An 18,142-nucleotide genomic window follows, 5' to 3' on the forward strand; every position below is an offset into this window, starting at 1 on the left:
CCTTAGGCCGCGTTTGCCGCTCTGTCCAGTTGCGCGCCAAATGTTGGGGCAACGAACATGCCTGCCGCCATCGAAATCAGAAAGACCACACCGCCAAGCCCTCCGTAACTCAACGACGCCAACGCTGGTCCGGGGCAAAGACCAACCAGCCCCCAACCCATTCCAAACAGCACTGATCCTACGACCAACTTTCGGTCTACTTCGGGTTTTGCAGCTGGCGGAAATGCTTTTCCAGTCAAAGGCTTGCGCCCTGTTGTCAAACGCCACGCGATCAGCATCGGCAAAATCGCTCCACCCATCACAAAGGCCAAGGTCGGGTCCCAGTTGCCGAAAACATCCAGCCACCCTTGAACCTTTGTCGTATCGGTCATGCCTGAAATCAACAATCCGGTACCGAAAAGTGATCCGGCAAGTAAAGCAATGAAAAGGCGCATCAGATCAGGCCCCACAAGTGACGCAACAAAACCAGGGTCACGCCCCCGGCTAGGATATAAAAGACGGTGGCCACGATCCCGCGCAGTGAAAACCGGGAAATGCCGCAAACCCCGTGACCAGACGTGCAGCCATTGGCGATGCGTGTGCCGACGCCAACCAGCAACCCTGCGATGACGACAAGGATCAAGTTGCTGGTAAGATGTGTCTGAACCTCGGGCGCAATCAGCGGGCGCAATAGAAACGGCATACCGATCAGGCCAGAAACAAAGGCCAACTTCTCGGCCGTAGTATCGCGGGCGCTGCCATCAACAAGGCCGCCCAGGATGCCGCTTGCGCCCATGATCCGACCGTTGCCAAGTAGATAAACCGCCCCGCCCAGACCAATCAGTACGCCGCCGAACAGGCCCATGACCCACTCTATATTCATGAGGTTTATCCCTTTGTTTACCCGTCTCAGAGTTTGTTGATCGGCAGTTTCAGAAAGACATCCCCTTCCTCATCTGCCGGGGGCATTTGTCCCGCGCGCATATTGACTTGCAAGGACGGCAAAATCAGGCGTGGCATGGCCAGTGTCGCATCGCGTGCGTCGCGCATTTCAACAAACTCTTCGATGCTGCGGCCCTGTCCGATATGGACGTTCAGGGCCTTTTGCTCGCCCACCGTCGTTTCCCACGCGTATTCGTCGCGGCCAGGTGCCTTGTAGTCGTGGCCCACGTAGATTCGCGTCTCATCTGGCAGGGCCAGAATTTTCTGGATCGACGCGTAGAGGGTCGCCGAGGAGCCGCCGGGGAAATCGCATCGTGCCGTTCCGAAATCGGGCATGAACAGCGTGTCTCCAACAAAAGCTGCGTCGCCGATCACATAGGTCAGGCAGGCAGGCGTGTGACCTGGGGTGTGCAGCACGTCTCCGCGCATCTGGCCGATGTGGAAACTGTCGCCTTCCGAAAACAACGCGTCGAACTGGCTGCCATCGCGCTGGAACTCGGTTCCTTCGTTGAAAACCTTGCCGAACGTGTCCTGAACGGTGACGATCTGAGCACCAATCCCGATCTTGCCGCCCAGCTCCTGCTGCAGATAGGGGGCCGCAGACAGATGATCGGCGTGAACGTGGCTTTCCAGAATCCATTCAACCCTAAGGTCGTGACTGCGCACATAGTCGATGATCTGATCAGCCGAAGCGGTCGTTGTTCGACCCGAGGCGTGATCGAAATCCAAAACGCTGTCGATAATGGCGCAGGCGCGCCCTTGTGGTTCGTAGACGACGTAAGACACCGTAAAGGTTTGATCGTCGAAAAACGCTTTCACTGCGGGCGTCATATTGTCCTCCGTTTCGGTTGCTTAATTCATATATGTATTTCGGAATGTGACACAACTGCCAATCTGAATTTGATGCCCGTCAAGGCAGGTTCGATTAAAATGGCTTAAACTTTAACCCATCTGCGCCGAATTGCCGAAATTACGATTACGTCAGGCAAAAACCCGCACATATTCAGGTTAACATCTGCGGGTCTTAATCCCGTTACCTATATGAGGGATACTGGCAACACTTGGGAGGATGGTTATGACAGCAACTAATCTGTATTCCGAAGCAGAACAGCTTGAACAAAAGCTTCAAGGCGCGTGTCTGGACACGCGATTGGCGCTGCAACCGAGTGTGAGCAAGGTTGTTGATCGAATGCGACAGCAGGGTATGCACGTGCCGTCGCGATTGCGACGACTGGATGCGGCTTTGTGCGAAGACGCGATGGAAGCGCAGTTCGATAACCTGCCGATCTGACCTAGGCGGTCATCCGAAGGATATCCCGAGGATGACCATCATCAATCCAGTAACCGACAAGAACAAAGAGGCCAGGTTCCAGGGCAGTACGCCCTGAACAACCGCGCGCAATTCGTCATCCGACAAACCGGCCTTACGCGCTTTCATCACGCGAAGAATACACCAGACAAGACCGCAAAGCCCGGCAAGGGACACGGCTGCTCCGCCCCAGGTGATGAATTCAAACATGGTTCCCCACATCTCATCGTGAACTGACCCCGCGCTTAACGGATCGGATCAGGTGGCACAAGTGCGTCTGAGGATTGGGTGCTTGCGACCCGGGCTACAGCACTGTATCCGGCATCTTGCATCAGATTTTCAGCCTTTGGGAGAGACGCAAATGGAAGACATCACCGAAGATCAGGCCGCCGCCAATTACCGCGTGACCGCAGGCGAGCTGCGCCAGTTCATCGAACGGTTCGAACGTCTGGATGCCGAGAAAAAGGACCTGGCCGAACAACAGAAAGAAGTCATGGCCGAAGCCAAAGCCCGGGGCTACGACACCAAGGTCATGCGCAAAGTGATCGCGCTGCGCAAGCGTGACAAGGACGACATTGCCGAAGAAGAGGCTGTGTTGGAGATGTACAAAGAAGCACTTGGTATGTGAGACCTTCCGGCAAGGAGGGGCGGTGCCTCTCCCTTGTCAGGCAAAAAAGGCATGTGTGGCTTGGGATTGGACCGCCGACCATATTTCCGACCTCATCTGCATCAAAGCGCATTGTTCTCGTCCTGTTGTGAATGTAAGGAAACTGCATAGCCCAAATGGGCCGCGCCGTGCGGGCGTGATGGAATGGTAGACATATCAGACTTAAAATCTGAAGGGCGTATGCCCGTGTGGGTTCGAGTCCCACCGCCCGCACCACTTTGATCCGACACGACCATCCGTTTTGTCGCAGATGCATTGGAACCGGTCGCGCTGGTTTAATCTAAACCGGATACCCCAGATTTTGAATCAACTTCCAAATGTCCTTGTTTGCCACGGACAGCTGATCAACGACCCGTTCAATTTCACGTAAGGCATCGTCGTCCACTGTATCTTCGCGACCAAGTTTGATGTCGGTTTTACGATCCGCGATTCGCATCAGAATAGTCTTTGGATTGCCGCTTTCGGGGTCGAAGGAATAGATACAGTGATTGTATTTGTTGCGGATGCCCGACAGTTTGGTCAGCCGCTGTGTATGTGCAAGGATCGGGTCGCGGATTTGAGGCGACCGCCCCTCCATCTTGGCCAGCCGTTCGACCAGATCAATTCGAGCGCGGGTGGTGTTCAGCGTCAGAAAGATGATTACCGAGACGTCTTTGGATGCCCCCGTCAGGCCTGCTATCAGGTGGATCATCAGGCTTTCCGTATTGGTCCACATGTAGTTCAACCTGCCAACCAATAAGATCAGGCGGTCGAACCGGGTTTCGAATGTGTCAGTCAAGGGCAGACTGTTGCGCCGCGTGAGGCGCGACCTCAAAATAGAAATGCGCCGCAGCGGTTCGGTTGCTGACGCCAATTTTGCCCACCACATTGTGCATGTGCAGTTTGACTGTATGTTCCGTGATCCCCAACTTGGCTGCAATAAGCTTGTTGCTTTTTCCTTGCGAAACAAGTTGCAACACCTGTTTTTCACGACGGGTCAGTTTTGAGTAGCGGGCATGTCTGTCGACACCATTTGGAGCAACCGGCGGCGCTTGGATAGCAGTCGGGGCGGGGCTTTGAGATGGGGTGTGAACGCAGTCAGCCAGAAAACTTGGTAAATACAGCTCTTCATGCATCAGCAATCTTAGGATTGCTCGCCATGCATCAGGTGCAACATTCATTGGCAGAAATCCGATCTCACCCAATTGCGCTCGATCCCACCCCTGAAACAAGCGGCGGGCCAAATCTTCTTTGCGATAAGCAAACGCCAAACAACCAGCGCCGGTCGAGTTGGTATAGGCATTGGGGCGCGACAGGAGATCTTCAAGCATCATTTGGTCGACAACGATAATTCTGTTACCGGTTGGCGCCTGCGCACGCATCGCTTCAAGGGTCTCGAAACGTTCTGCATGCACGCCAAATTCGGTCTGCACGCTTCTGAGCGTTTGATTGGAATAGAACAGCTCTTTCCCAACAAAGATTATCGATAGATCTTCTGAACAACTGTCAAGACTGGCATGTTCATTCTGCAAAGACTTACTCATTATTGCCCCCTACAAAACAGGCGAAACCGGAAATTGGTGCTTAATTAAATTAGAACCAGGGTAAAAAACGTTAACTAATCAAGGAATTATATTCTTTTAATTATAGCTCAAGTCTTGAATCTCTACAACCTGACGATGCACGACGGGCCGTTAAGATATAGAACTATTGATTAGGTTTTAGTGCCTTCTTTTGTGTAAGCGGCGGAAACAATTGTGTTTATTTTTTGACTATATCCAAGTCTAGAACTTCGACCATGATCCAGCGCTGTCTTGAGCGCTTCGCCAAAATAATGTTAAAAGACAAATACTTGAGTAAAGTTATACTTTCAATCAGCTAGGCGCGGGCTGATGTCGCTGCGAACATGGCCAAGCTTCAATTTCAGAAGCGACTATCCCTGACGTGATCGCCTTCAGCGTATTTTAGCATTGAATCGGAGAGTCACGTTTTCGGCTAAGCCGGGAAAGGAGGTGGCCTCGAATTAGTAAATCTACACCGCATTCAGCGCTTGGTTCGCTGCGTGTGGTTTTTTGTTTCAACCGCGCCTGATACCGCTTTGTAGATGAATGGCGGTCTGGCGTTCCAGAAATGGGATTTTGTTATGAGACGCAATGTAAATAATACCAACGTGACGACCGTCGATGAAATTAACGTCGAAAATCTGGATGCTCCGGTCAATGTTGAAATTCCAGTAGAAGAAGCCTTTGTCGAGGCTGATCTGACAGCGCAACAGCAGCAGCAGGACCAGAATGTCGACAACTCGAACGATCAGGGTCAGGATCAGGGCCAAGGCCAGGATCAGGGTCAGGAACAAGGTCAAGACCAAGGCCAGGATCAGGGTCAGGACCAAGGCCAGGATCAGGGACAAGACCAGTCGCAGACATTGGATGCCGGTGACGACAGCAACGACAACTCGAATAACAACGCTATTAATATCGACTTTGGTGGTGGTGAGTGGATACCGCGCGACGATGATCAGGTTGATCTGGATCTTGGGGATTCCGCGACGGTTGGCGATGTGATCACCGCAGGTCGTGATCTGACCTATGATCCCGGCGACGACATGAACCTGGACATCTCAATGGATGGAGCCGGTACGGCGATGTCATCAGTCAACAATCAGGTTGCCAGCCTGAGTGATGACGACACGCTGGAATCAGCGAGCGTTGCCAACAATTCAGGCTTCTACCAGAACGGCGACGCCAATGGCGGTACAGCCACGGCTGCTGAAGGTATCCGGGCAAACGCAGACGGCGGAACCTCGGGTGACGGAGGAACCACAGTAGGTGGTTCGGCAAACTCATCAACGCTTGGTAGCCACGCGTGGGCGGCAGGTGGTGACACCGGCAGCGCCGACGCGGATTCGGCAGGCGGAGACGGTGGGTCTTCGGGTGACGCGTCCAACGCAAGTATGGGCATGGGCACTTCCGATGCCAGCTCGACCGGCGACAGCTCGGGTGGCAACGGGGGCGATGCTGATGGTTCGGCCTCTTCGGACAACGATGGCAGCACAAGCGTAGACGGTGATGGAACCGGCGGCGCAGGTGGCAGCGCGGATTCGTTCGGCTTGGGTCTTGGTCTGGGTCTGTCGGGTGCAAGCTCGTCGGGTAACGCCGACGGCGGAGACAGCGATTCCGATTCGACCGGAACCGGTACCGGTACTGCCGACAACGCAACAGATGCGTCCGGAGCGGACGGCGGCGACGGTAATGCTGCGACAGAAGGTTCAGCTTCGAACAGCAGCGATAGCGACACCGAAGCCAATGACGCCTCTGCAGGCGACAACACAGCGGATGGCACTGCAGACAGCGGTGCGGACAGTTCGGCTGATGGTGACGGCGGCGACGGAACTGGCGGCGACGGCACAGGCGGTGACGGAACCGGCGGCGACGGAACCGGTGGTGACGGAACCGGCGGTGACGGCGAAGGTGGTTTTGCTGCGTTGCTTGAAGCTGCAATCATGGAGCTGCAAGAAGAGCTTGGCATGATTGATGCGGAACCCGGTGAAGGCGGTGACGGAACCGGCGGCGACGGAACTGGCGGAGATGGTGACGGCGGTGACGGAACGGCTGGAGACGGCTCGGGCGGCGATGGTTCCGGTGGCACTGCTGATGCGGATTCCGACGCTCAGGGTGTTGGCGATCAATCGGCAAGTGGGCCTGATATCGACCAGAGCCCAGGCGATGTGAACGGTTCAGCCAGCAACTCGCAAGCCACAGATGGCAGCGGCGGTGACGGCGGTTCGAATGCAGCCGACGGCGCGGCAGATGCGATGGGCTCTGGCACATCTGCAGCTGACGGTGACGGCGGCGCAGGTGGCAGCACCACTCCGACGTCTACATCCAGCGGCAACGGTGCCGGATCTGCCGATGCAGCCAATACCGCAGGCGGCGGCGGTGCAGCGGATGTCTTCGGAGACGCGGACACAAACGGTGCAGCGGACAGCCTGGCCGAAGCGATCGCCGGTTACGGCGGTGCGGGTAGTTCCGACAACGACTCGACCTCGACCGGTTCCGGTGATGCGACGGGTTCGGCTGACTCGGGTAACGGTGGTGCCGGTGGCGCGTCTGCTGCAAACGGCGGAACCAGCGGAGCCTCGATGGGCAGCGCAACCTCGGGTGACACCATGGGTGGCACCATCACGGGCGGCAGCGCAGCCGGAGCCTATTCGGGTGACGGTGGCGCAGGTGGCACGGGCGGCAACTGGGGCGCAAACAATGGTGGCGATGGCATCGTGACCGGCGAATCCTACGCCTCGGCTGCGGCGGTTGTTGATACTTCGGCCTTCAACCAATCCATCGTCATGGGTGCCAATGTGCTTGGTAACTCGGTCGATACAACCATGGTTGGCGGTTCGATGACGTCCTCGTACGCAAGCGACGACACCGACACCTAAGTCAAACAAGCGGGGCCCGCATTTTCGGGCCTCGTCTCATTCTACAAAACTGCCGGGGCCGTAAAACGCGGCCCCGGCCCAACAGAACCCAGACCGGAAATTTGTGCTGGCACGGGTGAAAAGGAAAACCGACATGGCCCTAGACAGTATTTCTGAAACGATAGCGCATTTTGTTGGAACTTTTGAGCTTACGATCGAACAGTCTCGGTTGCGGGATCAATACGAAGAATTCACCGCTCTGAGGCGCAAAGCCGAAATCGAAGGGCTGGAAGATCCGGCCTCGATCCACATCAAGGCAGACCTTGATATTCCTGCGGGCGAGTACAAAGCTTTGCCCTATACTTTCCAAACCTCTGACCCCGAATTGCCGCTGCCGAACGCGCCTACCGTTCCGGTGTCCGAAGCGATGATTGTTATCGATGGTTCCGCAGAACCTGTGCGGTATGTGCCGGAAAACGAAATAAGCGATTCAGGCCCGTCTTCGTTTATCCAACTGATCATTCTGCCGCCTGAAACAGTGCCTTTGGGTTCGGCTGTGACCGTTACGGTACAAAGCGTCTACATGCGCGACAACGACGTTGTGGGCGAGGGCGACTTCCGGGATCCTGAGGTTCTGATGGCCCAGGGCGAGCAGATGATGGATATGGCTCTGTCGCTTCACGCCATTGCTGCGCCATCATTTTCACTCGCGGACTACCAATCGACAGAAATGCTTGAGGCGCTGGCCGAACAGATGGCAAACCCGGTGATCGCAGACATTGAAGGCGTGATTGTGCACCAGTTCCATGGCGACGATGCGTTGGGTGTGATCGTCAACGGCGAATACGTAACGGACGCTCCGGAATGGAAAGATCTGCTTCCCGAATATCATCAGCCTGATGATACGGAAGACACGGCCGAGCTGCCGTATCCCGATGAATGGGATCAGTCAAAGGACCCGGAATTTGATGACGGGCACCTGGTTGTGACCGGTGGCAACGTTGCGATCAACGCCATGTCGGCCACTGTGGCTTGGGTGGACGCCCCGATTATAGCTGTAGGAGGGCAGGCGGTCAGCCTGACGGCTATTAGTCAGGTCGCTGTTGTTTCCGACTGGGATCAAGGTGCTCCGGGAACGGGAAGTGGTACGAATATCGTGCAGACTTCGCAAATCGAGGTCGAGTCCAAAACGGCACCTTGGCTTGGTGCAACATCAGGCGCTGCGGCAGCGGCGCCGATTGTTATCGTAGACCATGTTCAGGGTGATCTGGTCGTCGCGAATTTCATCAAGCAGGATATCGATGCCACAGATATCGACCAAATCGAGACCGAAATTTCGGCTTCGTCGACCGTGTATGCGCTGGGCGACAACGAGATGTACAACGTCTCGGACCTTATTCAGTTGGGCAATTACTATGATGTGATCATCATCGACGGAAACATGGTTTCTGTGGACGTTGTGAACCAGACGCTCGTTTTGGTGGATGACGATGTGATCAGCGGCGGCATGGACCCGTCAATGAATGAAGGCGAAGCCGGGGGCGACGAAAACCTGGTCATGAACGAAGCCTCTGTCAAAACGGTTGGGGACGATACCTATCAGGACATGTCCCAAGAGATGTCCGACACTATGGCGCTGGCCGATGACGACATTGCCGCGCTTGAAGACGCTTTGTTGAATGATCCCAATTTCGCCGGGATGGAGCAGATCCGTGTTCTGAAGATCGACGGAGATCTGGTTCAGGTGAACGTCGTTGAACAGACCACCTTGATGCAGGATCAGGATGACATTGAGCTATCCGGCCCCGAAGCGCCGCAGACCGAAGTGGTCGCCGGCAGCAACGCCCTGTTGAACAGCGCAAGTGTGACCAAGATGGGTGTGGATTCGACAATCATGGCCGCAAACGGAGCATATTCGGATCTGCTTTTGCATCAGGCCAGTCTGCTGGATATGCCCACGAATGAAGACATAACGGCAATGACCAACGAAGCCATCGCCGCCATAATGAGCGATATGAGTGTCGCGCAGCCGGATGCTGCGTTGGCCTTGACCACTCCGGCAACAGATACCACGACCAACGACGACGGCCTGCAATCCGTGCTGGCCTGATTTTCCTGTTTTTTTACCGAGTGACCAAAAGGTTAGTAGATGTCGATCGTATTCACGTCGCGCCGCCCTTACTTATCCAGCCCCCTGGACAGACAGGGCGGAGGAAGGCCGCAAAGCCAAAATCTTGGTGCAAGGGTGAAACCCGCACCTGAAAGGCCCAAAATCGCACCGCGTCTGCATCTGACAGAGCAGATGCGCGTACCAAACCCAGATGAAAAACAGTCAGAGAAACCTGAGAAACTGAAACACGCCGAGGACCAACACCACTCACAGGAACAACGGCGCGCTGATCCTCCCCATCGGCGCGTGCAGCCGCAGCCCGCACAAGACAAAGACCCAACGGGTGGCGGCAATGGGGTGGCCGATGCTGACGGCCCCGATCAGGTAACCGCCGAGGAAACGACTGCGCGTAAGACCCCCTCTGCGCGCGCAGCCGGCGAAAACCGCATGGGCACCACGATCGAGGCCAAGGCGAACCAGCCACTGCCGCAAAATCAGACCGGCGGCGGTGATGGCAAGGGGCCACCCCAAACTTTTCACAAGCGCACCCCGCCCGAGGATTTTCAGCGTACCTTGCAGGTGTCGATCCGCGCGATCTGGCGCAACCTTGCTTTTGTGCTGGTTCTGACTTGCGCCACCAACATCCTGATCCTGGCGATCCCGATTTACCTGTTTCAGATCAGTGACCGCGTTCTGACCAGCCGGTCGTTGGACACATTGATCATGCTGACCGCAATCGTTGCAGGCGCGGTGATCTTTCAATCGGCCTTTGACGCGGTGCGCCGGTTCATGCTGATGCGCACCGGGGTTGAAGTGGCAGCCCGCTTGGGCGCACCTGTGCTCAGCGCGGCGGCCCATGCGTCTCTGCATGGCAACGGGCGCGAATACCAGACGTTAGGCGATTTGCAGCAACTGCGTGGCTTTTTGGTATCGGGTACTCTGATCTCATTCTTGGATGTCCCTTTCGCGCCTTTGTTTATCCTGATGATTTTCCTGGTGCATCCGCAGTTGGGCATGATCGTTGTCGTGACCGCGCTGCTGTTGATGACGATTGCCTTGATCAACCAGAAAATGACAGCCAAACCTTTTGCCGAGGCCAACAAGGCGCAGTCGCTGGCGAACCAGCATCTGGATTCGATGTCACGCAACAGCCAGATCATCAACGCGCTGGCCATGATCCCCGAAGCCGTGCGGATCTGGGGCAGGGACACCGCTCAGTCTTTGACATGGCAAGTGCGCGCGCAGGACCGCAACGTGATCTTCGCCGCGGTTTCGCGCGCTGTAAGGTTACTGACCCAAATTGGTATCCTGGGCTGGGGCGCCTATCTGGCCCTGCAAGGAGAGATCACCGGCGGGATGGTGATTGCCGCCTCGATCATTGCAGGTCGTGCCTTTGCGCCCATCGAAGGTTCGATTGAAGGCTGGAACAGCTATTTGCTGACACGTGGGGCCTACAGCCGGATCAAAGCGTTGCTGTCGACCTCGGCCTTGCAATACGAAAAACTGCGCCTGCCGCGCCCCGAAGGCCGTTTGGATGTTGAACGCCTGCTGTATGTGCCCGGTGGGACCAAACGGGTGGTTTTGAACGGGATCACATTCTCGCTGATACCTGGAGAAACGTTGGCCATTATCGGCAACTCCGGTGCGGGGAAGACGACGCTGGGGAAAACATTAGTGGGGTCTATCCTGCCGACTTCGGGCAGTGTGCGGCTGGACCTGATGGATATTCGTAACTGGGATCCACGCCAGTTTGGGGAAAGCATCGGCTACCTGCCGCAGGATGTCCAACTGTTCCCCGGCACGATCAAGGACAACATTGGTCGGATGCGGGCCGATGCGACCGACGAACAAATCCACGACGCTGCCGTTTTGGCCGATGTTCACAACATGATCGCGACCTTGCCGCAAGGGTATGAGACGGTGGTCGCCGCAGATGGCGCGCCTTTGTCCGGTGGGCAAAAACAACGCATAGCGCTGGCGCGGGCGTTCTTCGGCAACCCGAGAATGGTTGTGCTGGATGAGCCAAACTCGAACCTCGATGTGGCCGGTGACAAAGCGCTTGCCCGAGCGATTGAACAGGCGCGCGAAAGCAAGATCACCGTGGTCGTTATAACGCAGAAACCGACGCTGTTGAACGTGGTCGACAAGATCATGCTGCTGACCGATGGGCGCGTGGCCCTGTTCGGGCAGCGCGATCAGGTTCTGCAACAGATCAACGCGCCGCGCAAACAAACCGGAATTGAAGGCCAGCAGGGGGGCTGACCATGAATGACCTCGTACCTGTGAAGAATTCTGCCGATGAACCTCAGCTTTGGTATGCCGAGGTTCCGCGCTCGATCAACCGGCTGATTGCCATCGGGCTGATCATGCTTCTGGTGTGCTTTGGCGGTTTTGGGGTCTGGTCCTTCAGCGCCCCTTTGGCGGCAGCGGTGATTGCACAGGGCAGCTTTGTGGCCACCGGTCGCAACAAGATCGTTCAGCATCTTGAAGGCGGCATCATTGAAGATATCAAGGTGGTCGAAGGTCAGTCGGTTCAGGCCGGGCAAGTGCTGATGACGTTGGACCAAACTTCGGCACAGGCCAATGAGCGTGAACTGTTCATCCGTAAACTGCGCCTGCAAGCCATGACCCAACGGCTGCTGGCCGAATATGGTGAACAAGACCGACTTGTCTTTTCACCTGATCTTGTCGAGGCATCCGATGACGTCGAAGTCATGGCAATTCTCGATGGGCAAAAACTCAGTTTTGACGTGTCGCGCAAGACGTTGCTGAATGATGTCGCATTGCTTGAGCGGAACATGGAAGCGTTGAAAATCCGGTCCAGCGGCTTTGAGGCTCAGTTGGACAGCATGATGCGGCGCGCCGAGATTTTGCAGGAAGAATACGAGGCCAAGAGCCAACTTTACGAAAAGGGGTTGGTCCGCAAGGGTGAGCTCAACACGATCCGTCGCGTTCAGGCCGAGGCCGAAGGGCAACAGGCGCGCTTGCAGGCCGAAGCCGCCGAGATCAACCAGATGCTGTTGAAATACGAAGAGCAGATCATGCGCACCCGATCTGCCTATCGTGAAGCTGCGCTGGATGAGTTGGGCGTGATCGAAGCCGATCTGGAAAGCGTGCGTGAAAAATCTCGTCAGGCCCGCAGCGTTCTGGACCGGGCGGTTGTCCGGGCCCCAGTTACCGGTACAGTCGTGCGGCTGCACTACCACACGCCGGGCGGTGTTATTGAAACTGGCGAACCCATTGCCGAGATCCTGCCTGCCGATGCCCCCCTGATCATCGAAGCGCAGATTCCTCGTACGGAAATCGACAGCGTGATTACAGGGCAGACAGCCTCGGTGCGTCTGATCGCGTTGAACCAACGCACGACCCCGGTTTTGTATGGAGAGGTTTTCTATATTTCTGCTGACGCTTTGCCTGAACAGACCACAGGCAGCCCTCAAGAAGTGTATCTGGCACGTATTTCCCTTACTCCGGATGAACTGCAACGTGTCAGCGGCTTTATCCCAACGCCCGGGATGCCCGCAGAAATCATGATCCAGACTGAAGAGAGGACCTTTGCCGCCTATATCGCGAAACCAGTGTCAGACAGCATGTCTCGTGCATTTCGTGAGCATTGAGGTCACGGCTACACCTTCCAATTTTTGCATGTTACCCTTTGCCGGAACAGGTGAAGGAGTACACACATGCCGGTAACGGTCAAAGACATGATGGCGGCCGCCAATGCGGTGGTTGCGCGGATTGATACAGCGCAGGCGAAGACCATTCTAGAGCAGGGCGGGCTGCTTCTGGACATTCGAGATGCGGCGGAATTACAAGCCACCGGCCGTGCCGCCGGGGCACATCATATCCCGCGCGGAATGCTGGAGTTCCGGGCAGACGACACGCTGCAATCCCACGACCCGGAATTGCGCAAAGACCGTCCCATCATTTTACATTGTGCTTCGGGTGGGCGTGCAGCGTTGGCTGGCAAGCTGCTGAAAGACATGGGATATCTGCAGGTCTACAACCTTGGCGGTTTGGTGGATTGGGTAAACGGGGGCGGCGAACTTGTCAGCGCCTGACATATGGGCGTTTCGCATCTGACCCAAATCAAAGCAAAACACATTAGAATCGTGTGATATTTAGCTGGAAGTCACCAAAAGGAATTCCGGCCATGTTTCGCCTTGCCGCTATGCTGTATTCACTGATCGCAACTGCCCTGTCGGGCTCGGCTGTGATCGCCGTTTTGTCTGCCGGTATGGTTTCAGTCAGCGCGATTGTTGGTGCCGCAGCAGCAGGGGCCGTGCTTGCTGCGCCAGCATCCTGGATGGTTGCCAAGCGGTTGTATCAGGGCGCATGATCAAGCGTTCAGAAACGTTCTGACGGCCGCTTCAAACTCGCGCGGTTTCTCGGCGTGCAGCCAATGACCGGCTCCGGGAATTTTGGCAAACCGTGCGTTGGGAAACAGCGCGCGGATTTTGTCACGATGCTCTGGCAGAACATAATCTGATGCACCACCTGACAAAAACAGAGCGGACCCGTTCCATGAGGCATCCAAGTTGGGAAAGCCCATGATGTTGGGCATCTGATCCGCCAATACATCCAAATTCAGCAGCCAACGTTTGCCATTGATGTCCAGGGATTGCGTAAAGAAGCTCTGCAGTGCTTTTTCAACACCCAGTTCAGCCAGTTGCTGCTCTGCGTCTGACCGGCGTTCGATGCGTGAAAAATCCACTGCCCGCATGGCATCGATGAACTGGATCTGACTATGCGTGTATTTCACTGGCGCAATGTCTGCGACCACCAGCTTGTTCACCAATGACCCGTGTTGCAGCGCCAGCGTCATCGCAGCCTTGCCGCCCATCGAATGCCCCAGCACATCGGCCTTGCCGCCGTACTGTTCGATGACTTCAGCGATATCCTGCGCCAGATGCGGATAGTCATGCTGCGGGTCCCACATGCTGCGCGCGTGATTGCGCATATCCACCGCCACGACCTGCCGTTCGTCCGAAAGCCGTTTGGCAATCACACCCCAGTTGCGGGCGGATCCATACAGGCCATGTGCAATGATAAGCGGCGGAAGGGCGGTTGGTTCGCCATGTATTATTTTTTTCAACATGTCCCGAGTGATACCCGCACGCACTGCCGACGACCAGCCCCATTGTAGGTCTTTGAACCAAACGCTAGATTGCCGCGTTAGGAGGTTCCATGCCGCAGGACATAGACATTCAAACCCGGATTGCCGAGACCGTAGCCTTGCTGCGCGCCAAGCTTGGCGTGCGGGACAAGACGCTTGAGGCGTCGATCCGAAAAGCCAAGCGACGCCTGCCGCGACGTGTCTACAAGCAAGCCATGGTGTTGGCACGGTCCGAGGCGATGGCTGCGCATCCCAAGCTGAGGCAGGTACTGGACACACCCAAGCTGATCCGCGCGTCAGATGTCGTGCAAGGACATCTCAGCGCGATCAATCTGGCCGACCGCAGATGGGGCTGGTTTTTGGGAATGCTGGGTGGGTTGGCCTTTAACTTGCTGGCACTGACGACACTGCTGCTGGTTTTTCTGTGGTGGCGTGGCTTGATCTGACCTTGGGTTCCGGACTATGCGCAGGGATCTGAACGTGGTTCAATCTCTGAGGGCGCAATGGCAACCAAAGCACAAATCCGGCGAGAGCAGTTGCGCGAAAAACTGGTTGAGGCGGCCGAGATACGCATCGATCAACACGGTCTGAGCGACCTTCGTGCACGCGATCTGGCCAAAGATGCTGGATGCGCATTGGGTGCCATATACAACGTGTTTGAAGATCTGAACGCGATTGTCATGGCTGTAAACGGGCGTACGTTCAAACGTCTTGGGCAAGCTGTCGGAACGTCTTTTGACGGCAGTGAGCCACCAATGCAGCGCCTGATTGTCATGAGCACGGCTTACCTGCATTTCGCCGACAAAAATACCAATCTGTGGCGGGCTTTGTTTGATCTGCAGATGCCGAATGATGGCTCGGTACCCGATTGGTATCGCAGCGCGTTGAAAGACCTGTTTTCCTTTATTGCCGAACCTGTCAGCGAGTTGTTCCCCGAATTGGATCGAGTCGAGATGGATTTGATGACACGGGCGCTGTTCTCATCGGTGCACGGAATTGTCACCCTTGGGCTAGAGAACCGTATCTCAGGCGTGCCGCCTGAACAGATTGAACGCATGATCGCGCAGGTTCTTTCACGAATTGGAAACAAATAGTTTCCTGAACGCCGTTCATGAAAATACTTGAACGCTGTTCAAGAAATTGCTATCTCCGAATTGTGAACGATGTTCATGAATTTGGAGGATCACATGTTCAATACATTGAAGACCCTGATGAATGGTGCAAATGCCCGGGCCGAAGACAGGCTGCGCGATAGTTTTTCAGTTGAGCTGATTGACCAGAAAATCCGGGAGGCCGACCAAAATCTTAAGGCCGCCAAGTTGACGCTTGCCAGCCTGATCCAGAAGCAACGCGGTGAAACCCGCCAAATCGAAACCTTGCAGGCTCGCATCCAGGATTTGATGGAAAGGACCCGTCAGGCGCTGGCAGATGATCAGCAGGATCTTGTTCAAAGCGCGGCGCAGGCGGTTGCAGATTTGGAAAACGAATTGGCGTTGCGCCAGCAAACCGTCGACCGGCTTGAGGCGCGTATCTTGCAACTGCGCCACTCGGTGCAAACGGCCAACCGCCGTATTCTGGATCTCAAGCAAGGCGCAATCTCGGCGCGAGCGGTGAAACGAGAGCAGGGGCTGCAAAAGCGGCTGAACCGTCACTTGGGTGGCACCAGCCCGGCGGAAGAGGCGGAAGAGCTGATCGCCCGAGTGATGTCTCAGGATGACCCGTTTGAACAATCCGAAATCCTGCGCGAGATCGACGCGGGCTTGGATCACAGCACCGTGGCCCAACGGATGGAAGAGGCCGGGTATGGCCCCAAAACCCGCTCTAGCGCAGCGGAAGTTCTGAGCCGCCTTAAGGCTCAATCCTGAAACTGACGAACCCGTATTTTGACTAAGGAGACTTCAAATGACTAACCGTGGTGAAAACAACTTGATCCTGATGCTGAACGGTGCTGGCGTGGCTGTGGCTTATCTGTTGCTGGGTATCTCTTTGTACTTGTCTACCGACGTGCCGCTGGCGACCAAGGGTTACTGGGGTATGGGCATCGTTTTGCTGACACTCAGCCTGATCAATGTTGTGAAATACCGCTTTGACAGCCGCTCGGCTGAGGATCGCATCAACAGGATCGAAGAGGCGCGAAATGAGAAACTGCTTGAAGATGCTTTGAAAGAGGCCGAGGGCGAGGTCTGATCCCACCCGTTCCGGCCGTTGCGTTTGGCCCGAGCCTTAGTAAGAAAAACGGCGCCTCAGAGGCGCCGTTATCATTTGTGTTTTATAGATTACAAGTTCGGATAGATTGGGAAGCGGGCGCAGAGGTCTGCGACCTCGGCTTTGACCTTGGCTTCGACAGCGCCGTTGCCGTCTTCGCCGTTGGCCGCCAGGCCGTCGACCACTTCGATGATCCAATCGGCGATCTGGCGGAACTCGACCTCGCCAAAGCCGCGGGTGGTGCCTGCGGGTGAGCCCAGACGGATACCCGAGGTAATGGTCGGCTTTTCGGGGTCAAACGGTACGCCGTTCTTGTTGCAGGTGATATGCGCCCGGCCCAGAGCCTTCTCGGTTGCATTGCCCTTCACGCCCTTGGGGCGCAGGTCGACCAGCACCACATGGGTGTCGGTGCCGTGGGTCACCGTGTCCAGACCGCCCTTGATCAGCTGGTCCGACAGCGCTTGCGCGTTGGTAATGACTTGGCTGATATAGGTTTTGAACTCGGGCCGCAGGGCTTCGCCAAAGGCCACGGCCTTACCGGCGATCACATGCATCAGCGGGCCGCCCTGAATGCCGGGGAAGATCGCCGAATTCACTTTCTTAGCGATATCTTCATCATTGGTCAGGATCATACCCCCACGCGGTCCACGCAGGGTCTTGTGCGTGGTCGTGGTCGCCACATGTGCATGTGGGAAGGGGCTGGGATGCTCACCCGCCGCCACCAGACCGGCGAAGTGTGCCATGTCCACGTGCAGATAGGCACCCACCATGTCGGCGATCTGGCGCATGCGGGCAAAGTCGATCTGGCGCGGGATGGCCGAGCCGCCGGCGATGATCAGCTTGGGCTGGTGCTCTTTCGCCAGCGCCTCGACCTGATCATAGTCCAGCATGTTGTCTTCTTTGCGGACGCCGTATTGCACCGCGTTGAACCACTTGCCCGACTGGTTCGGGCGCGCGCCGTGGGTCAGGTGACCACCGGCATCCAGGCTCATGCCCAGAATATTGTCACCGGGCTGGATCAGCGCCTGGAACACACCCTGGTTGGCCTGAGAGCCCGAGTTCGGCTGCACATTGGCAAAGCCGCAGCCAAACAGTTCCTTGGCCCGGTCGATGGCCAGGTTCTCGGCAATATCGACAAACTGGCAACCTCCATAATAGCGCCGACCCGGATAACCTTCGGCGTATTTGTTGGTCATCACCGAGCCCTGCGCTTCCATCACGGCGGCAGAGACGATGTTCTCGGATGCAATCAGCTCGATCTCGTCGCGCTGACGGCCCAGCTCGGACGTGATCGAGCCGAAAAGCTCAGGGTCACGGTCCGATAGGGACTGGGTGAAAAATCCGGTATCACGAAGGTTGGCGTTCATGGGCGCTCCACATGGCTGGGTAAAAAACTTGCGGATTTCCTATCGGAAACG

General features: G+C 56.2%; 20 protein-coding genes and 1 tRNA gene. 13 read left to right on the forward strand and 8 right to left on the reverse strand.

Going from position 1 to position 18,142, the window contains the following annotated elements; translation table 11 throughout:
- Positions 1-2 precede the first annotated feature (2 nt).
- Genes ACXADZ_RS05275 through ACXADZ_RS05285 form a run of 3 tightly spaced genes read right to left on the reverse strand, consistent with a single transcriptional unit; the run spans position 3 to position 1,752 of the window.
- Positions 3-434 (reverse strand): DUF6691 family protein, encoded by a 432-nt coding sequence (locus ACXADZ_RS05275; protein WP_475193341.1) that lies wholly within the window; start codon positions 432-434, stop codon positions 3-5.
- Positions 434-862 carry a YeeE/YedE family protein gene (locus tag ACXADZ_RS05280; RefSeq protein WP_475193343.1) on the reverse strand — a complete coding sequence of 143 codons (429 nt, stop codon included), beginning with the start codon at positions 860-862 and terminating at the stop codon, positions 434-436. The genes ACXADZ_RS05275 and ACXADZ_RS05280 overlap by 1 nt, the downstream gene beginning before the upstream one ends.
- Positions 863-888: 26 nt before the next feature.
- The gene (locus ACXADZ_RS05285; protein ID WP_475193345.1) at positions 889-1,752 is read right to left on the reverse strand and encodes an MBL fold metallo-hydrolase; all 864 of its coding nucleotides are present in this window, start codon (positions 1,750-1,752) and stop codon (positions 889-891) included.
- Between the two features lie 244 nt (positions 1,753-1,996).
- Here ACXADZ_RS05285 and ACXADZ_RS05290 point away from each other — a divergent pair, with 244 nt between their 5' ends.
- Entirely contained in the window at positions 1,997-2,212 is a 216-nt protein-coding gene (locus tag ACXADZ_RS05290; RefSeq protein WP_171093981.1) for a hypothetical protein, read from the forward strand.
- Positions 2,213-2,221: 9 nt separating this feature from the next.
- Here the strand turns inward: ACXADZ_RS05290 and ACXADZ_RS05295 are convergent, their stop codons facing one another.
- On the reverse strand, positions 2,222-2,440 hold the full coding sequence (locus ACXADZ_RS05295; protein WP_475193348.1) for a hypothetical protein: 219 nt from the start codon (positions 2,438-2,440) through the stop codon (positions 2,222-2,224).
- Between the two features lie 151 nt (positions 2,441-2,591).
- Here ACXADZ_RS05295 and ACXADZ_RS05300 point away from each other — a divergent pair, with 151 nt between their 5' ends.
- Positions 2,592-2,858 carry a DUF2312 domain-containing protein gene (locus tag ACXADZ_RS05300; protein ID WP_171177687.1) on the forward strand — a complete coding sequence of 89 codons (267 nt, stop codon included), beginning with the start codon at positions 2,592-2,594 and terminating at the stop codon, positions 2,856-2,858.
- Positions 2,859-3,027: 169 nt separating this feature from the next.
- Positions 3,028-3,113 (forward strand) — tRNA-Leu (locus ACXADZ_RS05305).
- 64 nt (positions 3,114-3,177) lie between these two features.
- Here the strand turns inward: ACXADZ_RS05305 and ACXADZ_RS05310 are convergent.
- Together ACXADZ_RS05310 and ACXADZ_RS05315 are read right to left on the reverse strand one after the other, a co-directional pair.
- Positions 3,178-3,675 carry a hypothetical protein gene (locus tag ACXADZ_RS05310; protein ID WP_475193352.1) on the reverse strand — a complete coding sequence of 166 codons (498 nt, stop codon included), beginning with the start codon at positions 3,673-3,675 and terminating at the stop codon, positions 3,178-3,180.
- Positions 3,668-4,420, reverse strand: coding sequence for a helix-turn-helix transcriptional regulator (locus ACXADZ_RS05315; RefSeq protein WP_475193355.1), 753 nt, complete (start codon positions 4,418-4,420; stop codon positions 3,668-3,670). Before ACXADZ_RS05315 ends, ACXADZ_RS05310 begins: the two co-directional genes overlap by 8 nt.
- A 599-nt stretch (positions 4,421-5,019) precedes the next feature.
- Here ACXADZ_RS05315 and ACXADZ_RS05320 point away from each other — a divergent pair.
- From ACXADZ_RS05320 to ACXADZ_RS05345, 6 genes are all read left to right on the forward strand, one after another.
- Complete coding sequence (locus ACXADZ_RS05320; RefSeq protein WP_475193358.1) at positions 5,020-7,314, forward strand: hypothetical protein; 2,295 nt, start codon at positions 5,020-5,022, stop codon at positions 7,312-7,314.
- A 133-nt stretch (positions 7,315-7,447) separates the two neighbouring features.
- Positions 7,448-9,403 (forward strand): type I secretion protein, encoded by a 1,956-nt coding sequence (locus ACXADZ_RS05325; protein ID WP_475193359.1) that lies wholly within the window; start codon positions 7,448-7,450, stop codon positions 9,401-9,403.
- A 192-nt stretch (positions 9,404-9,595) separates the two neighbouring features.
- Positions 9,596-11,665, forward strand: coding sequence for a type I secretion system permease/ATPase (locus tag ACXADZ_RS05330; RefSeq protein WP_475193361.1), 2,070 nt, complete (start codon positions 9,596-9,598; stop codon positions 11,663-11,665).
- Positions 11,666-11,667: 2 nt separating this feature from the next.
- Complete coding sequence (locus ACXADZ_RS05335; protein WP_475193365.1) at positions 11,668-13,020, forward strand: HlyD family type I secretion periplasmic adaptor subunit; 1,353 nt, start codon at positions 11,668-11,670, stop codon at positions 13,018-13,020.
- A gap of 66 nt (positions 13,021-13,086) precedes the next feature.
- Positions 13,087-13,464, forward strand: a complete 378-nt coding sequence (locus ACXADZ_RS05340; RefSeq protein ID WP_475193369.1) for a rhodanese-like domain-containing protein — start codon at positions 13,087-13,089, stop codon at positions 13,462-13,464.
- Between the two features lie 92 nt (positions 13,465-13,556).
- Entirely contained in the window at positions 13,557-13,742 is a 186-nt protein-coding gene (locus tag ACXADZ_RS05345; protein WP_171093954.1) for a hypothetical protein, read from the forward strand.
- Here ACXADZ_RS05345 and ACXADZ_RS05350 read toward each other — a convergent pair whose 3' ends face one another.
- Entirely contained in the window at positions 13,743-14,501 is a 759-nt protein-coding gene (locus tag ACXADZ_RS05350) for an alpha/beta fold hydrolase (RefSeq protein ID WP_475193374.1), read from the reverse strand. It abuts the gene before it with no gap.
- Between the two features lie 89 nt (positions 14,502-14,590).
- On the opposite strand from ACXADZ_RS05350, the gene ACXADZ_RS05355 reads away from it, so the two are divergent.
- The 4 genes from ACXADZ_RS05355 to ACXADZ_RS05370 all read left to right on the forward strand — a co-directional run bounded on the left by ACXADZ_RS05355 (position 14,591) and on the right by ACXADZ_RS05370 (position 16,706).
- Positions 14,591-14,965, forward strand: a complete 375-nt coding sequence (locus ACXADZ_RS05355) for a hypothetical protein (protein WP_475193376.1) — start codon at positions 14,591-14,593, stop codon at positions 14,963-14,965.
- A gap of 57 nt (positions 14,966-15,022) precedes the next feature.
- Positions 15,023-15,613, forward strand: a complete 591-nt coding sequence (locus ACXADZ_RS05360) for a TetR/AcrR family transcriptional regulator (RefSeq protein ID WP_171669198.1) — start codon at positions 15,023-15,025, stop codon at positions 15,611-15,613.
- Positions 15,614-15,706: 93 nt separating this feature from the next.
- Positions 15,707-16,384, forward strand: coding sequence for a PspA/IM30 family protein (locus ACXADZ_RS05365; protein WP_475193386.1), 678 nt, complete (start codon positions 15,707-15,709; stop codon positions 16,382-16,384).
- Positions 16,385-16,421: 37 nt separating this feature from the next.
- On the forward strand, positions 16,422-16,706 hold the full coding sequence (locus ACXADZ_RS05370; protein WP_171093944.1) for a YiaA/YiaB family inner membrane protein: 285 nt from the start codon (positions 16,422-16,424) through the stop codon (positions 16,704-16,706).
- A gap of 89 nt (positions 16,707-16,795) precedes the next feature.
- Here ACXADZ_RS05370 and glyA read toward each other — a convergent pair whose 3' ends face one another.
- Complete coding sequence (gene glyA, locus ACXADZ_RS05375) at positions 16,796-18,091, reverse strand: serine hydroxymethyltransferase (protein ID WP_475193396.1); 1,296 nt, start codon at positions 18,089-18,091, stop codon at positions 16,796-16,798.
- Positions 18,092-18,142: the final 51 nt, after the last annotated feature.

This window comes from Ruegeria sp. ABM4_193, assembly GCF_056158705.1.

Excerpts from the sequence above, each read along its gene's own strand:
- ACXADZ_RS05325 (WP_475193359.1), top strand. The coding sequence starts at position 7,448 with ATGGCCCTAGACAGTATTTCTGAAACGATAGCGCATTTTGTTGGAACT.
- ACXADZ_RS05360 (WP_171669198.1), top strand. The coding sequence starts at position 15,023 with ATGGCAACCAAAGCACAAATCCGGCGAGAGCAGTTGCGCGAAAAACTG.
- ACXADZ_RS05355 (WP_475193376.1), top strand. The coding sequence starts at position 14,591 with ATGCCGCAGGACATAGACATTCAAACCCGGATTGCCGAGACCGTAGCC.
- ACXADZ_RS05350 (WP_475193374.1), bottom strand. The coding sequence starts at position 14,501 with ATGTTGAAAAAAATAATACATGGCGAACCAACCGCCCTTCCGCCGCTT.
- ACXADZ_RS05340 (WP_475193369.1), top strand. The coding sequence starts at position 13,087 with ATGCCGGTAACGGTCAAAGACATGATGGCGGCCGCCAATGCGGTGGTT.
- ACXADZ_RS05335 (WP_475193365.1), top strand. The coding sequence starts at position 11,668 with ATGAATGACCTCGTACCTGTGAAGAATTCTGCCGATGAACCTCAGCTT.
- ACXADZ_RS05300 (WP_171177687.1), top strand. The coding sequence starts at position 2,592 with ATGGAAGACATCACCGAAGATCAGGCCGCCGCCAATTACCGCGTGACC.
- ACXADZ_RS05365 (WP_475193386.1), top strand. The coding sequence starts at position 15,707 with ATGTTCAATACATTGAAGACCCTGATGAATGGTGCAAATGCCCGGGCC.
- ACXADZ_RS05295 (WP_475193348.1), bottom strand. The coding sequence starts at position 2,440 with ATGTTTGAATTCATCACCTGGGGCGGAGCAGCCGTGTCCCTTGCCGGG.
- glyA (WP_475193396.1), bottom strand. The coding sequence starts at position 18,091 with ATGAACGCCAACCTTCGTGATACCGGATTTTTCACCCAGTCCCTATCG.
- ACXADZ_RS05290 (WP_171093981.1), top strand. The coding sequence starts at position 1,997 with ATGACAGCAACTAATCTGTATTCCGAAGCAGAACAGCTTGAACAAAAG.
- ACXADZ_RS05370 (WP_171093944.1), top strand. The coding sequence starts at position 16,422 with ATGACTAACCGTGGTGAAAACAACTTGATCCTGATGCTGAACGGTGCT.
- ACXADZ_RS05345 (WP_171093954.1), top strand. The coding sequence starts at position 13,557 with ATGTTTCGCCTTGCCGCTATGCTGTATTCACTGATCGCAACTGCCCTG.
- ACXADZ_RS05280 (WP_475193343.1), bottom strand. The coding sequence starts at position 862 with ATGAATATAGAGTGGGTCATGGGCCTGTTCGGCGGCGTACTGATTGGT.
- ACXADZ_RS05320 (WP_475193358.1), top strand. The coding sequence starts at position 5,020 with ATGAGACGCAATGTAAATAATACCAACGTGACGACCGTCGATGAAATT.
- ACXADZ_RS05275 (WP_475193341.1), bottom strand. The coding sequence starts at position 434 with ATGCGCCTTTTCATTGCTTTACTTGCCGGATCACTTTTCGGTACCGGA.
- ACXADZ_RS05285 (WP_475193345.1), bottom strand. The coding sequence starts at position 1,752 with ATGACGCCCGCAGTGAAAGCGTTTTTCGACGATCAAACCTTTACGGTG.
- ACXADZ_RS05315 (WP_475193355.1), bottom strand. The coding sequence starts at position 4,420 with ATGAGTAAGTCTTTGCAGAATGAACATGCCAGTCTTGACAGTTGTTCA.
- ACXADZ_RS05330 (WP_475193361.1), top strand. The coding sequence starts at position 9,596 with ATGCGCGTACCAAACCCAGATGAAAAACAGTCAGAGAAACCTGAGAAA.